12 protein-coding genes are annotated in these 16,232 nt (G+C 70.9%); 6 read left to right on the plus strand and 6 right to left on the minus strand.

The window, feature by feature from the left end; translation table 11 throughout:
- Nucleotides 1-13 precede the first annotated feature (13 nt).
- Both DFR41_RS10125 and DFR41_RS10130 read right to left on the minus strand, forming a co-directional pair.
- Nucleotides 14-694: an HAD-IIIA family hydrolase gene (locus tag DFR41_RS10125; protein ID WP_017760027.1), complete on the minus strand. Its 681-nt coding sequence runs from the start codon at nucleotides 692-694 to the stop codon at nucleotides 14-16.
- Nucleotides 681-1,739 (minus strand): RluA family pseudouridine synthase, encoded by a 1,059-nt coding sequence (locus tag DFR41_RS10130; RefSeq protein ID WP_114802595.1) that lies wholly within the window; start codon nucleotides 1,737-1,739, stop codon nucleotides 681-683. Before DFR41_RS10130 ends, DFR41_RS10125 begins: the two co-directional genes overlap by 14 nt.
- A gap of 229 nt (nucleotides 1,740-1,968) precedes the next feature.
- On the opposite strand from DFR41_RS10130, the gene DFR41_RS10135 reads away from it, so the two are divergent.
- A complete protein-coding gene (locus tag DFR41_RS10135; RefSeq protein ID WP_147284333.1) occupies nucleotides 1,969-2,169 on the plus strand; it encodes a hypothetical protein in 201 nt (66 codons plus the stop codon).
- 140 nt (nucleotides 2,170-2,309) lie between these two features.
- A complete protein-coding gene (locus DFR41_RS10140; protein WP_114802596.1) occupies nucleotides 2,310-5,360 on the plus strand; it encodes an Rne/Rng family ribonuclease in 3,051 nt (1,016 codons plus the stop codon).
- A 207-nt stretch (nucleotides 5,361-5,567) separates the two neighbouring features.
- Here DFR41_RS10140 and DFR41_RS10145 read toward each other — a convergent pair whose 3' ends face one another.
- The 4 genes from DFR41_RS10145 to hemC are packed head-to-tail and all read right to left on the minus strand — an operon-like array spanning nucleotide 5,568 to nucleotide 9,641.
- On the minus strand, nucleotides 5,568-6,842 hold the full coding sequence (locus tag DFR41_RS10145; protein WP_017762398.1) for a heme biosynthesis protein HemY: 1,275 nt from the start codon (nucleotides 6,840-6,842) through the stop codon (nucleotides 5,568-5,570).
- 4 nt (nucleotides 6,843-6,846) lie between these two features.
- A complete protein-coding gene (locus DFR41_RS10150; RefSeq protein WP_114802597.1) occupies nucleotides 6,847-7,932 on the minus strand; it encodes a uroporphyrinogen-III C-methyltransferase in 1,086 nt (361 codons plus the stop codon).
- Entirely contained in the window at nucleotides 7,929-8,687 is a 759-nt protein-coding gene (locus tag DFR41_RS10155) for a uroporphyrinogen-III synthase (RefSeq protein ID WP_114802598.1), read from the minus strand. The genes DFR41_RS10150 and DFR41_RS10155 overlap by 4 nt, the downstream gene beginning before the upstream one ends.
- 42 nt (nucleotides 8,688-8,729) lie before the next feature.
- Entirely contained in the window at nucleotides 8,730-9,641 is a 912-nt protein-coding gene (gene hemC / locus DFR41_RS10160; RefSeq protein ID WP_244917709.1) for a hydroxymethylbilane synthase, read from the minus strand.
- Between the two features lie 105 nt (nucleotides 9,642-9,746).
- Here hemC and ppc point away from each other — a divergent pair, with 105 nt between their 5' ends.
- From ppc to DFR41_RS10180, 4 genes are all read left to right on the plus strand, one after another.
- Complete coding sequence (ppc, locus tag DFR41_RS10165; protein ID WP_114802599.1) at nucleotides 9,747-12,608, plus strand: phosphoenolpyruvate carboxylase; 2,862 nt, start codon at nucleotides 9,747-9,749, stop codon at nucleotides 12,606-12,608.
- 174 nt (nucleotides 12,609-12,782) lie between these two features.
- Nucleotides 12,783-14,576: a glyoxylate carboligase gene (gene gcl, locus DFR41_RS10170; protein ID WP_114802600.1), complete on the plus strand. Its 1,794-nt coding sequence runs from the start codon at nucleotides 12,783-12,785 to the stop codon at nucleotides 14,574-14,576.
- 32 nt (nucleotides 14,577-14,608) lie between these two features.
- Entirely contained in the window at nucleotides 14,609-15,388 is a 780-nt protein-coding gene (gene hyi / locus DFR41_RS10175) for a hydroxypyruvate isomerase (protein ID WP_114802601.1), read from the plus strand.
- A gap of 131 nt (nucleotides 15,389-15,519) precedes the next feature.
- Nucleotides 15,520-16,232 (plus strand): NAD(P)-binding domain-containing protein (locus DFR41_RS10180; RefSeq protein WP_244917725.1); only part of this gene is annotated, 713 nt, incomplete at its 3' end.

Here is a 16,232-nt window from a genome sequence, read left to right on the forward strand (position 1 = left end):
GGGCGGGGCGGCCTCAGCCGTGCCGCAGAAGCCAGTCGGTCAGTTCCGCCACCGAATGGGCCACATGCAACGGCCCCAGCACCTCGAAGCCCTCGGTCGAATGGGCGCCATAGCCCACGCCCACGCTGGCGCAGCCGGCATTGCGTGCCAACTGCAGGTCGTGCACGGTGTCGCCGATCATCAGCGTGCGCTCGGGCGTCACGTCCAGTTCGTCCATCAACTCGAGCAGCATGCGCGGATGCGGCTTGCCGAAGGTCTCGTCGGCCGTGCGCGAGGCATCGAAGCGATGGCGCAGCGCGACGGTATGAAGCGCCTGGTCCAGTCCCCGGCGCGACTTGCCGGTGGCCACCGCCAGCTTGTGGCCGCGCGCCGCCAGCGCGTCGAGCAACGGGAGCACCCCATCGAAGAGCACGAGGTCATCCTGGTGGCGCAGGTAGTGGAAGCGGTAGCGCTCACCCAGCTCGCGGTACTTCTCGGGCGGCACGTCTGGCGCGGCGCGGGCCAGCGCCTCGGCCAGACCCAGGCCGATGACCCAGGCTGCGTCCTGGTCGCTGGGCCGGCGACCGCCGACGTCGACCACCGCCTCCTGGATGCAACGCACAATGACCGCCGTGGAGTCGTACAGCGTGCCGTCCCAGTCGAAGGCGATCAGGTCGAAGCGGGGGCTGGCCGAAGAAGTGTCAGTGTTCGTCATGGGGATCGGTCAGGGCGACGAGCGCCTGCGGCGGCAGCAACTGCGCCAGTTCGTCGGGAAGCGCCGCCTGCAGCGCCACGGGCGCCTCGGAGACGGGGTGCTGGAAGCGCAGCCGCCAGGCGTGCAGGAACATGCGGCGCAGGCCCAGCCGCGCCAGCGTGCGGCGACGCTCGAAGTCGCCGTACTTGTCGTCGCCGGCGATGGGATGGCCCTCATGCGCCAGGTGCACGCGGATCTGGTGGGTGCGGCCGGTCTTGATGGTGACCGCGAGCAGGCTCATCGGCGCGTCGTCGCCAGGGAGCTGCAGGCGCGCCAGCACGCGCACCAGCGTGAGGGCGCGCATGGCGTCGGGATGGTCCTTGTCCACCACCTTCACGCGGCGTTCGCCCTCGGCAGCGCCGTCCTTGGGCGGCAGCAGATAGCGGGCGAGCGGAGCGTCGAGCACCTTGCGGCGGGCCGGCCAGTCGCCGTCCACCAGGGCCAGGTAGGTCTTGCCCGTTTCGCGGGTGCGGAACTGCGCCTGCAGTGCCGTGAGCGCGCTGCGCCGCTTGGCGACCAGCAGGATGCCGGAGGTCTCGCGGTCCAGCCGGTGCACCAGCTCGAGGAAGCGCGCCGTCGGCCGGGCGGCGCGCAGCTGTTCGATCACGCCGAAGCTCACCCCGCTGCCGCCATGGACGGCCGTGCCAGCGGGCTTGTTGACGGCCAGGAGTACCTCGTCTTCCATCAGCAGATCGAAATCGCGGGCCGGCGCGGTTGGCGCGGAAGGCGCTGGGGCCGCCGTCACGCGAACCGGCGGCAGGCGCACCACGTCGCCCTCTTCCACCCGGGAGTCGGCCTGCACGCGGCTCTTGTTCACCCGCACCTCGCCCGAACGGATGATGCGGTAGACATGCGTCTTGGGCACGCCTTTGAGGTGACGGAAAAGAAAGTTGTCCAGGCGCTGGCCGGCGGACTCGGCGTCCACCGTCACCAACCGGACTTCGGGGGCCGGCGCCCGCGCCGGACGCTCTTTGGGGCCGGGCTTAAGACCTATAATATTTGTCACCAGCGCGGCTCGGTCAGTGCTTATTCGAACGAGAAGTTTAGAGCACCCGCCGGAAGCGCTGGAGGTCGATGCCACTTGCGTGGTCCACCATCGCCGGCCCCGCGCCCACCAGGCCACGGGCGGCGCCGGATGCGCAAGGCGAGCCGACGCCGACGAAACCCCGAGACGGATTCCCCCCTTGCCGGCCGGCGGCCTGTTCTTTCAGAGACGGGCGCCGGACGGCGGATCGATGCGAGACCCCCTTGTGCTGCTGATGTGGCTGCTCCGTATGTGCCTGCGCTGGCTGATGCCGGTGGCAGCGCCCATGCATCCAGCGCCCGCCACCTCGGTGCCTGCCCAGCCACCCGACGTCCCCAAGATGTCCGGCCGGCGGCAGATCGGTCTCGCGCCCATCCTCGCGCCCCCTCCCCTGCTGCGTCCTGCGGGCTGATGCCCGGCCGGTGGCTGCGTGCCGCCTGCACACCTGCGGAAAGGAGAACGGCGCTGTCCCGTCGTTTCGCCGCGTCGTCCGCGCATCGTGGGCCCCTTCCGGGCCAGTGAAGACACACACGAACAAGGACACGCACTCCCATGAAACGGATGCTGATCAACGCCACGCAGGCCGAAGAACGCCGCCTGGCGATCGTGGACGGGCAGAAGCTGCTCGACTACGAAATCGAGATCGAAGGGCGCGAGCAGCGCAAGGGCAACATCTACAAGGCCGTCGTCACCCGCGTCGAGCCCAGCCTGGAGGCCTGCTTCGTCGACTACGGGGAAGACCGCCACGGCTTCCTGCCTTTCAAGGAAATCTCCAAGCAGTACTTCGCCGAAGGCGTCTCCGCCAGCCAGGCGCGCATCCAGGATGCGATCCGCGAGGGCCAGGAACTGCTGGTCCAGGTCGAGAAGGAAGAGCGTGGCAACAAGGGCGCCGCCCTCACCACCTTCGTCAGCCTGGCCGGCCGCTACGTGGTGCTGATGCCCAACAACCCGCGCGGCGGCGGCGTCAGCCGGCGCATCGAGGGCGAGGACCGCGCCGAGCTCAAGGAGGCGATGGACCAGCTCGAGTACCCCAAGGGCATGTCCATCATCGCGCGCACCGCCGGCATCGGCCGCACCGCGCCCGAGTTGCAGTGGGACCTGAACTACCTGCTCAAGCTGTGGACCGCCATCGACGGTGCCGCCAAGGGCGGCAAGGGCGCCTTCCTGATCTACCAGGAGTCTTCGCTCGTCATCCGCGCCATCCGTGACTACTTCAATCACGACATCGGCGACATCCTCATCGACACCGACGACATCTACGAGCAGGCGCAGCAGTTCATGGCGCACGTCATGCCCGAGCATGCCGCCCGCGTGAAGCGCTACCGCGACGATGCCGCGCTGTTCAGCCGCTTCCAGATCGAGCACCAGATCGAGTCGGCCTATGCCCGCACCGTGCAACTGCCCTCGGGCGGCGCCATCGTGATCGACCACACCGAAGCGCTGGTGTCCATCGACGTCAACTCGGCCCGCGCCATCAAGGGCGGGGACATCGAGGAAACGGCAACCCGCACCAACCTCGAAGCCGCCGACGAAGTGGCCCGCCAGATGCGCCTGCGCGACCTGGGCGGCCTGATCGTCATCGACTTCATCGACATGGACGAGTCGAAGAACCGCCGCGAGGTCGAAAACCGCCTGCGCGACGCGCTGCGCCAGGACCGCGCCCGCGTGCAGTTCGGCACCATCAGCAAATTCGGCCTGATGGAGATGAGCCGCCAGCGCCTGAAGCCGGCGCTGTCCGAAGGCTCCTCGATCCCCTGCCCGCGCTGCGGCGGCTCCGGCCACATCCGCGACACCGAGTCGAGCGCGCTGCAGATCCTGCGCATCATTCAGGAAGAGTCCATGAAGGACAACACCGCCGCCGTGCATGTGCAGGTGCCGGTGGAGGTCGCCTCCTTCCTGCTGAACGAGAAGCGCACCGAGATCGCCAAGATCGAGCTCAAGCAGCGCGTGAACGTGCTGATGATCCCGAACAAGACGCTGGAGACGCCCAACTACAAGCTGGAGCGCATGAAGCACGACGACCCGCGCCTGGATCAGCTGCGTGCCAGCTACACCATGGCCGACGAGGTCGAGGACCCGACGCGCATCACGCGCCGTTCGCAGGAGCCGACCAACCGCCAGAGCCCCGTCATCAAGGGCGTGCTGCCGGATGCGCCGGCGCCTGTCGTGCCCGCGCGCGAGGAAAAGCCCGCGGCGCCGGCGCCCGTCGCCGCCGCACCTGTGGTCGCACCGGCGCCGGCTGCGCCCGCACCGGCCGAACGCGGCTTCTTCGGCTGGCTCAAGGGCCTGTTCGGCGCCACGCCGGCGCCGGCGCCCATCGCCGCCCCGGCCCCTGCACCGGCACCGGCACCGGCCGCGGAAGAAACGGCACGCCCAGGCGGCGGCAATCGCCGCAGCGAACGCGGAGGTCGCAACGGCCGCGGTGAAGGTCGTGGTGGCGAAGGTCGCGGTGAAGGCCGTGGCAACCGCGAAGGCCGCGGCGAGCGGGGTGAAGGCCGCGGTGAACGCCGCGAGGCACTGAACGGCGAAGGCCGGCGCGAGCCGCGCGAAGGCCGTGACGCCCGCGAGGGCCGCGAGCCGCGTGAAGCCCGCAACGGCGACACCGCGGGCCGCGAAGGCCGGGCGCCCCGCGAAGGCGGCGAACGCGAACGCCGCAATGGCCGCGGCGAGCGCCGGGACGCCATGCCGGTCGAAGCCCTGCAGGCGCCGGTCGAGGGCAGCGATGCGCCCGCGGAGCGCCGTGAACGCGGCGAGCGTGGCGAACGCAACGGCCGCCAGGGCGAACGCCGTGAACGCGGCGAACGCAACGGCGAGCGGGGCGAACGCCGCCGCGACGACGGCATGGCGCGCGAAGGCGCCGCTGCCGAGGGCGAAGACGCACCGCGTGGCGGCGACCAGGCGCCGCGTGAGGGCCGCCGCGAGCGGCGCCCAGTCGACGCCCTGCCGGCCGCAGTGACCGAGGCCGAAGCCCTGTACCAGACGCCGGCCGAGACGGCCGCCGTTGCCGAGGCGGCCGACGCCGCAGTGGGCGACGACCAGGCGCCGCGCCGCGAAGGCGAGGAGCGCCGCCGCTCCCGCGACCGCTATGGCCGCGATCGCCGCGACCGCGCCTCGCGCGAGCGTGAGGCCGGCGAGGCGGGCCGCGAGGAGGCGGTACCCGCCGACGCGCCGCTGACATCCGCCGTCGAGCCGGGCCTGACCGCTGCCGCGCCGGTCGCCGAACCGGCGACCGAGCCTGCCGTCGCCGCTGCACCGGTGGCCATCGCGCCCGTGCCGGCGCCCGCACCGGCTGCGGCCGCACCGGGCCGCGGCGCACTGCCCCGTGTGACCGCCTTCGCCCTGCCGGCGGACGAGCTGGCCGCCGTGGCCCAGGGTGCCGGCCTCGAATGGGTGAACTCCAACCCCGACCGCATCGCCGAAGTGCGGGCGGCCATCGCAGCCGAACCCAAGCCGGTCCATGTGCCGCGCGAGCGGCCGCCGGTGGTGGTGCTGGACGAAGGCCCGCTGGTGCTGGTCGAGACCCGTCGCGACCTGGGCGCCATCACGCTGCCCTTCGAGAAGGCGGCCGACCTCGGCAGCCAGCCGGCAACAACCGTGTCCTGATCGAAAGGAACATGCCGGACCCGCTGCGGCGGGCCGGCAGCCCAGGCCCGACCCGTCTTGCAGGTTGCGGCGAAGCAAAAGGCCCGTGGCGCAAACCACGGGCCTTTTGCATGGGAGTTGGCCGGTCATCGGGAGATGCCGGACCCGAGCCCGAACAACACCGCCGGTCCGAAGACACCGGCCCGTCCTCGGGCGCGCCTTGGCCTTTCAGCCGCCCTGCGCGGCCCGCTTCCAGGCCATCAGGGCCTGCTCGGCATCCTCGCGCTGCTCGGCGAGCTGGGCAACGGCCACCCAGGCGCGGCGATGCAGTTCCGCGTCCTGCTGGCCCAGGCCGGCCTGCGTCAGCAGCTGCTGCGCCTTGCCCCAGAGCTGGCGCTTCATGCAGGCCATGCCGGCCAGGTACTGCAGGTGCGCATCGCGCGGCTGGGCGCGCTGGGCGCCTTCGATGCGGGCCAGCCATTCGGGATCGACCGTGTCGAGCCCCGCCTCCAGCGCACGCACGAGCTTGGCACGCTGGCTGTCGCTGAGCGCGTCCGGCTGCGCCAGCGAGCGCTCCCACACCGGCAGCAGCCAGGCCCGCGCCATCGCAAGGTCGCCCCGCAGCACCACCATGCGCTGGGCGGCCTGAATGGCCACCTCGGGAATGGCGCGCTCGGCCGCGTCCAGTTCGTTCCAGGCGCGCATCAGCTGGGCCGGGTCGTGCGCCTGTCCGATGAGCTCCAGCGCCAGCCCGCGCAGGATGCTGCGCGCGCCGTCTTCCGAGAAGGCCCGGTGCTTGGCCAGCAGGCGCGCGGTGTCCAGCGCGTCCTGCGTGCGGGCCGACAGACGCGTGGCCTTCAGCCGCAGTCGCAGTGCCAGCGTGCGACGCTGCACGCCCTGCGGCAGTTCGGCCAGGCGGTCCAGCGCGGCCACGGCATTGCGGTCTTCCAGGGCCCAGCGGGCCGAGCGCAACTGCACGCCGTCGCGTGTCTCGGCGGACATGCCTCCGCGGTCGCGGCCCTCGTTCAGGGCATGCTGCAGATGGGCGTCGCGCGCCGCACGGTCCTGCAGCGCCTGGGCGCTCTCGGCGGCCATCAGGTGCGCCAACACCCGCACCTGCTGCGACTGGGGCAGCCGGGCGTCGAGCCCGGCCAGCACATGCTCCTGCGCCAGCGCCGCCAGCGCCGACTTGCGCGCGCGGGTGAAGCGGCCGGCCAGCAGTTGGACGACCGAGTCCAGCAGGGCCGCGTGCAGATTGCGCTCCTTCTGCTGCAACCGCCACTGGCGCGCCTGCACGGGCAGCGAGAACAGCGCCTGCAGCGCGCGCAACGCGCCATACAGCAGCATGAACACCAGGATCAGCAGCAGCAGCGCAAAGTTGAGCGACAGGTCCACCCGCGTGGGTGGCCAGAAGACGGTGACGATGCCCTGGTTGTTGCCCGCGAACAGCGCCACCGCGGCCGCGACCGCGAAGAGCACCAGGAGCCAGACGGCCGCGCGCATGACCTCAGCGCCCCGCGGACACGGCGGCCAGGGCCGTGAGGGTGTCGTCGATGCGCGGCGGCTCGGCGGCGCGCACCAGCGCCTGCACCTGCTGCAGCTGCGTGGCCGCGGCCTGCACGCGGCGCGAGGCGGGGTCGAAGTAGCGGTTGAGCGAGGCCGTCACGCCAGCCAGCTCGGCCCGTGCCGGCGCCACCTGGCCGGCCAGCAGGGCCAGCCGGGCGCTCAGCAGCTTGAGCTTGAGGTTCTCGCGCAGGAAGTAGGTCTGGTCGGGGGCGAGCAGCACCGATTCGGGCCGGTCGATGCGCGAGACGCGGATCAGCGAGCGCACCTCGTTGCGCACGGCCAGCAGGATGCGCTGCCACCAGGGCGCGTCGGCGGGCACGGCCTCGTTGGCCCAGCCGTCGCTCGCGGCGCGGTTGCCGCGCGGCGCCAGCGCGTTCATGACGGGCAGTTCGTCCACGCCCTTGAGCAGGTCGTCGAGGCGCGACAGGGCCTCGCCACCGTCGCCACTGGCCGTGGCGCGGATGCGGTCGGCATCGCGCTGGATGGCGCGCTGCACGGGCTGCAGCCGGGGCTGGCTTGCGCGCACGATGCGCTGGTCGCTGGCCTTGAGGGCGGCCAGCAGCGGCTGCACGTTGCCGGTGGCCTGGGCCTGTTCCAGTGCCAGCCGCAGGGCGGCGTCGATGTCCACCAGCAGGCTTTCGTCGCGCGAGCGGGATAGGCTCTGCAGCGCCTCTTCGACCTGTGCGCGCTGAAGGCTGACCTCGACCAGGCGGGTTTCGAGCAGCGCCACGCGGGCATCGGCGGCGCGTACGGTCTCCTGCGCCTCGCGGGCCAGGGTACGGGCCTCGGTGGCCTGGCGCGTGGCATCGGCGCTCTGGCGTGCCAGCTGCTCCTGCATGCCGCCCACCTTCTGCCACAGCATGGCGGCCATGACGATGGCGACCAGCGCCGCGAGGGTGATGGCGCCAAAGGCCAGCCGCACCACCAGCACGGCGCCGGGGGCGGGCACGGAAGGCGGGGAAACGGGGGCCAGGGGTCGCGCGACGGGATCGGTGACGGTGTCGTCGGTCGCGGGGGGTGCGCTCATCGCGGGAATTCTATCGACGCGGCCACGGCGTTCAGGTCAGGCGACACCACGCGGACAAGGCCGAAGCCGACATCGCGCGCGGCCTGGGCGATGCGCTCGTGCGTCGCCAGGGCCGCGGCTCTCGACCAGTCGGCCTGGGGAACCAGGCCGCGCAGGTTGCCCACCGCCTCCGAGCTGCTGAACAGCCAGGTCGCCCCGCCCTCGATGCCGGCCTGCACGATCCGGGCACCCGCGTCGCCGAGCGCGGGCGCCAGCCGACGATAGACGGGCAGTTGCACGGCCACGCCCCCTGCAGCCTCGATCTGGCGCGAGAGCCAGTCACGACCCGCGGCGCGGCCCTGAGCATCGGCACCGCGAACCAGCCAGACGCAGGCGCCCGGCCCGACCTGGTCATGGACACGGGCCCACAGCGATTCCGAGTCGAAGGGGCCTTCGGCAGGCGGCTGGTCGATGCGGGTCGCATCCACACCGGCTTCGGCCAGCGCGCGGGCCGTGCCGGGGCCGGTGGCCCAGCAACGGCAGGCGTCGACGGCCTCTGGCGGCCGGGCGGTGTAGAAGTGCCGCACGGCGGCGGCGCTCACGAACATCAAGGCCTGCGGCGGCGTGCCCACAGGCCAGGCGATGGCACCGGCGAGCGGCGCGATCTCGATCAGCGGCAAGGCGTGTGCATCGATGCCCCGCGCGCGCAGCGCCTCGGTCCAGCGCGTGGCCTCGGGCTCGGGCCGCGTGACGATCAGCGACGGCGCCGCAGTCATGGCAGGGCAGGAAAGCGCTCGGGCCGCAGGTGCCAGTGCCGCTCAGCCGAGCCGGGCACCACCGGCCTGCAGACGCCGCGCCGCCTCGGTGCCCAGGGCCTCGGCCGCAACGAGGTCGGTGGCGACATCGGTCAGCTCGGCCCGCACCAGCGCGCCGGCCTGCTCGGCATCGCCCCAGGCGGCACGCACATGCAGGTGCCCGTCGCCGAGGTCCTGCACGAAGGCGGCCAGCGGCATGGAGCAGCTGCCGCCCATGGCCCGGCTCACTGCGCGCTCGGCCGCCACACGGCGCCAGGTCGTCATGTCGACCAGCGGAGCCAGGGCCTCGCGCAGGTCGGGCCGGTCGGCACGGATCTCGATGCCCAGCGCCCCCTGCCCGGCGGCCGGCAACATCTGTTCGGGCTCGAAGACGGTGCGGATGCGCGACGCCAGGCCCAGCCGCATCAGCCCGGCGGCGGCCAGCACGATCGCGGCATAGTGCCCTTCGTCCAGCTTACGCAGCCGGGTGTCGAGGTTGCCGCGCAGCGGCTCGATGCGCAGGTCGGGCCGCAGGGCGCGCAGCAGCACCGTGCGCCGCAGGCTGGAGGTGCCGACGACGGCGCCCTCGGGCAGGTCTTCCAGCCGCGCATGGTTGGGGGAGACGAAGGCATCGCGCGCATCCTCGCGCTCCAGCACGGCCGCGAGTTCGAAGCCTTCGGGCAGCTCCATCGGCACGTCCTTGAGCGAATGGACGGCGATGTCGGCGCGGCCCTCTTCCAGTGCGAGTTCCAGTTCCTTGACGAACAGGCCCTTGCCGCCGACCTTGCTGAGCGTGCGATCCAGGATCTGGTCGCCGCGGGTGGTCATGCCCAGCAGTTCGACCGTGTGGCCCTGTTCTTGCAGCAGGTCCCGCACATGCTCGGCCTGCCAGAGGGCGAGACGACTTTCGCGCGTGGCGATCACGATGTGGCTCACAGAGCGGTCTCCGCGTGGGTTTGCTGGGTCTTGGATGCTAGCATGTTGCGCCGCAGCAACGACTGATGGCGCACACCACAACCATTGCGAAGAGGAGAGTCCTGCATGCCGCCCGCCCCCCGGACGAAAAGCACGAAGAAGCCCGGCGACTCCGCCACCCCGTCACTGCGCAAAGGCACGGACGACGCCCCGTTGATCGAGGACATCCGGCTGCTGGGCCGCATCCTGGGCGACGTCATCCGCGAGCAGGAAGGCAAGGACAGCTTCGAACTGGTCGAGAAGGTGCGCACGCTGTCGGTGGCCTTCCGCCGCGATGCGGACCATTCGGCCGACCGGGCGCTCAAGCAGCTGCTCAAGGGCCTCTCGGCGGCGCAGACGGTGCAGGTGATCCGCGCCTTCACCTACTTCAGCCACCTGGCCAACCTGGCCGAGGACCGCCACCTGATCCGCCGCCGCACCGAGGCCGAACGCTCGGGCGAGGCCATCGACGGCAGCCTGGACGTGGCCCTGGCCCGCATCCGCAAGGCCGGCGTCTCGGCCGCCGAGGTGGTGGGCACGCTGGCGCACAGCTACCTGTCGCCGGTGCTCACCGCCCACCCGACCGAGGTGCAGCGCAAGTCCATTCTCGATGCCGAGCGCGGCATCGCCCAGCTGCTGACGGCCCGCGACGAGATCCGGCAGCGCCAGGTCCTGTTCGCCGGCCACAAGGACACGCTCACGCCGCGCGAGCTGGAAGAGAACGAGGCCCTGCTGCGCACCCGCGTCGTGCAGCTGTGGCAGACGCGCCTGCTGCGCTTCACCAAGCTCACCGTGGCCGACGAGATCGAGAACGCGCTCTCCTATTACGAAGCCACCTTCCTGCGCGAGATCCCCAAGGTCTACGCCACGCTGGAAAAGGCGCTGGGCGCGGAGCACATCGCCTCCTTCTTCCGCATGGGCCAGTGGATCGGCGGCGACCGCGACGGCAACCCCAACGTCACGGCCGAGACGCTCGAATACGCCCTGCGCCGCCAGTGCGAACTGGCGCTGCGCCACTACCTGACCGAGGTGCATTACCTGGGCGGTGAGCTGTCGATGTCCGCCACGCTGGTCGATGTGACGGTGGAGATGCAGGCCCTGGCCGAGGCCTCGCCCGACCCCAACGAACACCGCCACGACGAGCCCTACCGCCGCGCGCTCACCGGCATCTATGCCCGCCTGGCCGCGACGCTGCGCGACCTGACCGGCGGCGTGGCCGCGCGCCATGCGGTGGCGCCTCAGAACCCCTACAAGTCCGCCGAAGAGTTCCTGGCCGACCTGCGCACCATCGAGGAATCGCTGGTCGACAAGCACGGCGGCGTGCTGCTCGACCAGCGCCTGCGTCCGCTGATGCGTGCGGTGGAGGTCTTCGGCTTCCACCTGGCCACGGTGGACCTGCGCCAGAGCTCCGACAAGCACGAGGCCGTGATCGCCGACCTGCTGAAGGTGGCCCGCATCGAACCGGCCTACGCCGAGCTGGCCGAAGAGGACAAGCAGACACTGCTGCTCAAGCTGCTGAACGACGCCCGGCCGCTGCGCGTGCCCGGCGCCAGCTACCAGCCGCTGACGGTGAGCGAGGTTGCGATCTTCCAGCAGGCGCTGGAATCGCACCGCCGTTACGGCCGCGCCGCCATCCGCCACTACATCATCAGCCACACCGAGACCGTGAGCGACCTGCTCGAGGCCATGGTGCTGCAGAAGGAAGTGGGCCTGCTGCGCGGCACGCTGCAGGAGGACGCGGTGTGCGACCTGATCGTCGTGCCGCTGTTCGAGACCATCGCCGACCTGCGCAATGCCGCGCCCATCGTGCGGGCCGTGTACGAGCTGCCCGGCGTGCGCGCCATGATCCAGCGCTCGGGCGGCGAGCAGGACATCATGCTGGGCTACAGCGACAGCAACAAGGACGGCGGCATCTTCACCAGCAACTGGGAGCTGTACCGCGCCGGCATGGCGCTGGTGAAGCTGTTCGACGAGATGAACGAAGGCCAGAAGGACGGCATCCGGCTGCGCATGTTCCACGGCCGCGGCGGCACCGTCGGCCGCGGCGGCGGCCCCAGCTACCAGGCCATCCTGGCGCAACCGCCCGGCACCGTGCGCGGGCAGCTGCGCCTGACCGAACAGGGCGAGGTGATCGGCTCCAAGTACGCCAACCGCGAGATCGGCCGGCGCAACCTGGAGACGCTGGTCGCGGCCACGCTGGAGGCCACATTCCTGGGCTCGACCAAGTCCGCGCCCACGGCCTTCATCAATGCCGCCGCGACCATCTCGCAGGCCAGCATGGACGCCTACCGCGCGCTGGTCTACGAGACGCCCGGCTTCGTCGACTACTTCTTCGGCTCCACGCCCATTAGGGAGATCGCCGAACTCAACATCGGCTCGCGCCCCGCCTCGCGCAATCCCAAGCGCAACATCGAAGATTTGCGCGCCGTGCCCTGGAGCTTCAGCTGGGGCCAGTGCCGGCTCACCATCAACGGCTGGTACGGCTTCGGCAGCGCGGTCCAGGCCTTCTTGGGCGAGGCCCAGAACCCTGCAGCGCGCAAAGAGCGCGAGGCGCTGCTGCAGAAGATGTATGCCCAGTGGCCCTTCTTCCGCACCCTGCTGTCCAACATGGACATGGTGCTGGCCAAGAGCGACCTGCAGCTGGCCGCGCGCTATGCCGAGCTGGTCGGCGAGCGCAAGCTGCGCCAGAAGGTGTTCTCGATGATCGAGGCCGAATGGCGCCGCACCTCCGATGCGCTCACGCTCATCACCGGCGCGAAGCAGCGGCTGGAGGGCAATGCCGAGCTGCAGCGCTCGGTGCGCCACCGCTTCCCCTACATCGACCCGCTGCACCACCTGCAGGTCGAGCTGATGCGGCGCTTTCGCGGCGGCGACGGCAGCGAGCGGCTGCAGCGCGGCATTCACCTGTCGATCAACGGGGTGGCAGCGGGGCTGCGCAACACGGGCTGACCCTCCGGCGCGCCGCGCCCTTCCACAGCCGCGCCGGCCCTGCGCCCGCGCGGCTTTTCTTCGCCCGCGCCTGCCGCGCCATTCGCTGGCGGAATAGCGCTTATCGCCCGCCCGCGTCTTCTGCGTTCGCCCCGCCCTTCCTAGAGTGCGGTCCATCGAACGAGGAGACGACTCATGGCAAGAATGACCGCGGCCCAGGCCGCCGTGCTGGTGATGGAACGCGAGGGCATCACGCAGGCCTTCGGTGTGCCCGGAGCCGCCATCAATCCCCTGTATGCCGCGTTGCGCGCCCATGGCGGCATCGGCCACATCCTGGCGCGGCATGTGGAAGGCGCGTCGCACATGGCCGAGGGCTACACCCGCGCCGTGGCTGGGAACATCGGCGTGTGCATCGGCACCTCGGGCCCGGCGGGCACCGACATGATCACGGGGCTCTATTCGGCGTCGGCCGATTCCATTCCCATCCTGTGCATCACCGGCCAGGCGCCGCGGGCCCGGCTCTACAAGGAAGACTTCCAGGCCGTGGACATCGAGTCCATCGCCAAGCCGGTGACCAAATGGGCCGTCACCGTGCGCGAGCCGGCACAGGTGCCGCAGGTCTTCCAGCAGGCCTTCCACCTGATGCGCTCGGGCCGGCCCGGGCCGGTGCTGATCGACCTGCCCTTCGACGTGCAGATGACCGAGATCGAATTCGACATCGACACCTATGCGCCGCTGCCCGCCTACAAGCCGGCGGCCACGCGGGCGCAGATCGAGAAGGCGCTGGCCATGCTCAATGCGGCCGAGCGGCCGTTGATCGTGGCCGGCGGTGGCGTCATCAACGCCGACGCCAGTGCGCTGCTGGTGCGCCTGGCCGAGCTGACCGGCGTGCCCGTCATCCCCACGCTGATGGGCTGGGGCAGCATCCCCGACGACCATCCGCTGATGGCCGGCATGTGCGGCCTGCAGACCAGCCACCGCTACGGCAACGCCACGCTGCTGGCCAGCGACTTCGTGCTGGGCATCGGCAACCGCTGGGCCAACCGGCACACCGGCTCGGTGGACGTCTACACCCACGGCCGCACCTTCGTGCATGTGGACATCGAGCCCACGCAGATCGGCCGCGTGTTCATGCCCGACTTCGGCATCGTCTCGGACGCGGGCGCGGCGCTGGCCCTGTTCGTCGAAGTGGCCGAAGCCATGAAGGCCGAAGGTCGCCTGCCCGACCGCAGCGCCTGGGCCGCCGAATGCCGCGAACGCAAGCGCACGATGCTGCGCAAGACCGACTTCACCGAGGTGCCGATGAAGCCGCAGCGCGTCTACCAGTGCATGAACCGGCACTTCGACCGCGAGACCTGCTACGTGAGCACCATCGGCCTGTCGCAGATCGCGGCCGCGCAGTTCCTGCATGTCTACAAGCCGCGGCACTGGATCAACTGCGGCCAGGCCGGCCCCCTGGGCTGGACGGTGCCGGCCGCGCTGGGCGTGCGCGCCGCCGATCCGTCGCGCCGCGTGGTGGCGCTGTCGGGCGACTACGACTTCCAGTTCATGGTCGAGGAGCTGGCGGTGGGTGCGCAGTTCAAGCTTCCGTACATCCACATCGTGGTCAACAACAGCTACCTGGGCCTGATCCGCCAGGCGCAGCGTGGCTTCGACATGGACTACTGCGTGCAGCTGGGCTTCGAGAACATCAATGCCGCGCCCAATGCCGGCATCGAGCGGCACTACGGCGTGGACCACAAGAAGGTGGTCGAAGGCCTGGGCTGCAAGGCCATCCGCGTGCAGCGGCCCGAGGAGATGCAGCCCGCGCTCGACCAGGCCGAAGCGCTGATGGCCGAGCACCGCGTGCCGGTGGTGATCGAGGTGATGCTGGAGCGCGTGACCAACATCGCCATGGGCACCGAGATCGACGCCATCCGCGAGTTCGAGCCGCTGGCCGACGGCCTGGCCGACGCACCGACGGCCATCGCCGCCGCCATGCTCGATTGAGCAACGCCCCTCCCCAAAAGCAAGAGACCGCCATGCCCCGCTTTGCCGCCAACCTCACGATGCTGTTCACCGAGCTGCCCTTCCTGCAGCGCTTCGAGGCCGCCTCCCGCGCCGGCTTCGAAGGGGTGGAATACCTCTTCCCCTACGACTTCGAGGCCCGCGAACTGGCCGAGGCCCTGCGCGCCCACGGCCTCGTGCAGGTGCTGCACAACCTGCCGGCCGGCGACTGGGCGGCGGGCGAGCGCGGCATCGCCTGCCACCCGGACCGTGTGGCCGAGTTCCGCGACGGTGTGGGTCGCGCCATCGGCTATGCGAAGACGCTGGGCTGCCCGCAGCTGAACTGCCTGGTGGGCAAGCTGCCTCAAGGAGCGACGCTTGCCGACGTGCAGCCCGTGCTGATTGACAACCTTCGCTTCGCCGCCCGCGCACTCGACACCGCCGGGCTGCGGCTGCTGGTCGAGCCCATCAACCACTTCGACATTCCCGGCTTCGCTCTCACCCGCACCGACCAGGCGCTCGCCCTGCTCGACCAGGTGGGCGAAGCCAACCTGCGCATCCAGTACGACGTCTACCACGCCCAGCGCATGGAAGGCGAACTGGCCAACACCCTCAACCTGCACCTGGGCCGCATCGGCCACATCCAGGTGGCCGACAACCCAGGCCGCGGCGAGCCGGGCACGGGCGAGATCAACTACCACTGGCTGTTCCAGCACATCGATGCGCTGGGTTACGACGGCTGGATCGGCTGCGAGTACAAGCCCCGCGCCGGCACGCAGGAAGGGCTGGACTGGATCAGCGCACTGACCGCCTGAGCCGCACGGATCGCGCAAGCACTTCGAAGGAGACGACCCTCATGAACGCCCATACCTCGACCGACACCAGCACCGGCGCCCGCAGCGCCCCCACCGCACCGCGCCGCATTGGCTTCATCGGCCTGGGCATCATGGGCACGCCCATGGCCGGCCACCTCGCCGCTGCCGGCTACACGCTCTTCGTCCACACCCGCGGCCAGGTGCCGGCCGCTCTCTCCGGCCGGGCCGAGGTCTGCACCAGCGCCGCCGAGGTCACGCGCCATGCGGAGGTCGTCTTCCTCATGGTGCCGGACACGCCCGACGTCGAGAAGGTGCTGTTCGGCGCGCACGGCGTGGCCGAGGGCCTGGCCGACGCAACCCGCGATGGCAGCGGCCGCACGGGCAAGACGGTGGTCGACTGCAGCTCCATCGACCCCATCGCCACCCAGGACTTCGCCCGACGCATCGCGGCCCTGGGCGCCGCTTACGTGGATGCACCCGTCTCCGGCGGCGAGGTCGGCGCCAGGGCGGCCAGCCTCACGATCATGTGCGGCGGCGACGAGGCGGCATTCGAAGGCGTGCGGCCGCTGCTGCACACCATGGGCAGGAACGTCACCCGCGTGGGCGACGTGGGCGCGGGCCAGATCACCAAGGTCGCCAACCAGATCATCGTGGCGCTCAACATCGCCGCCGTGGCCGAGGCGCTGGTCTTCGCCAGCAAGGCCGGCGCCGATCCGGCCAAGGTCCGGCAGGCGCTGATGGGCGGCTTCGCGGCCAGCCGCATCCTGGAGGTGCATGGCGAGCGCATGATCACCCGCGGCTTCGCGCCCGGCTTTCGCATCGCCCTTCACCAGAAGGACCTGAA

The organism is Pseudacidovorax intermedius (assembly GCF_003350475.1).
Classification (GTDB): Bacteria; Pseudomonadota; Gammaproteobacteria; order Burkholderiales; family Burkholderiaceae_C; genus Xenophilus; species Xenophilus intermedius.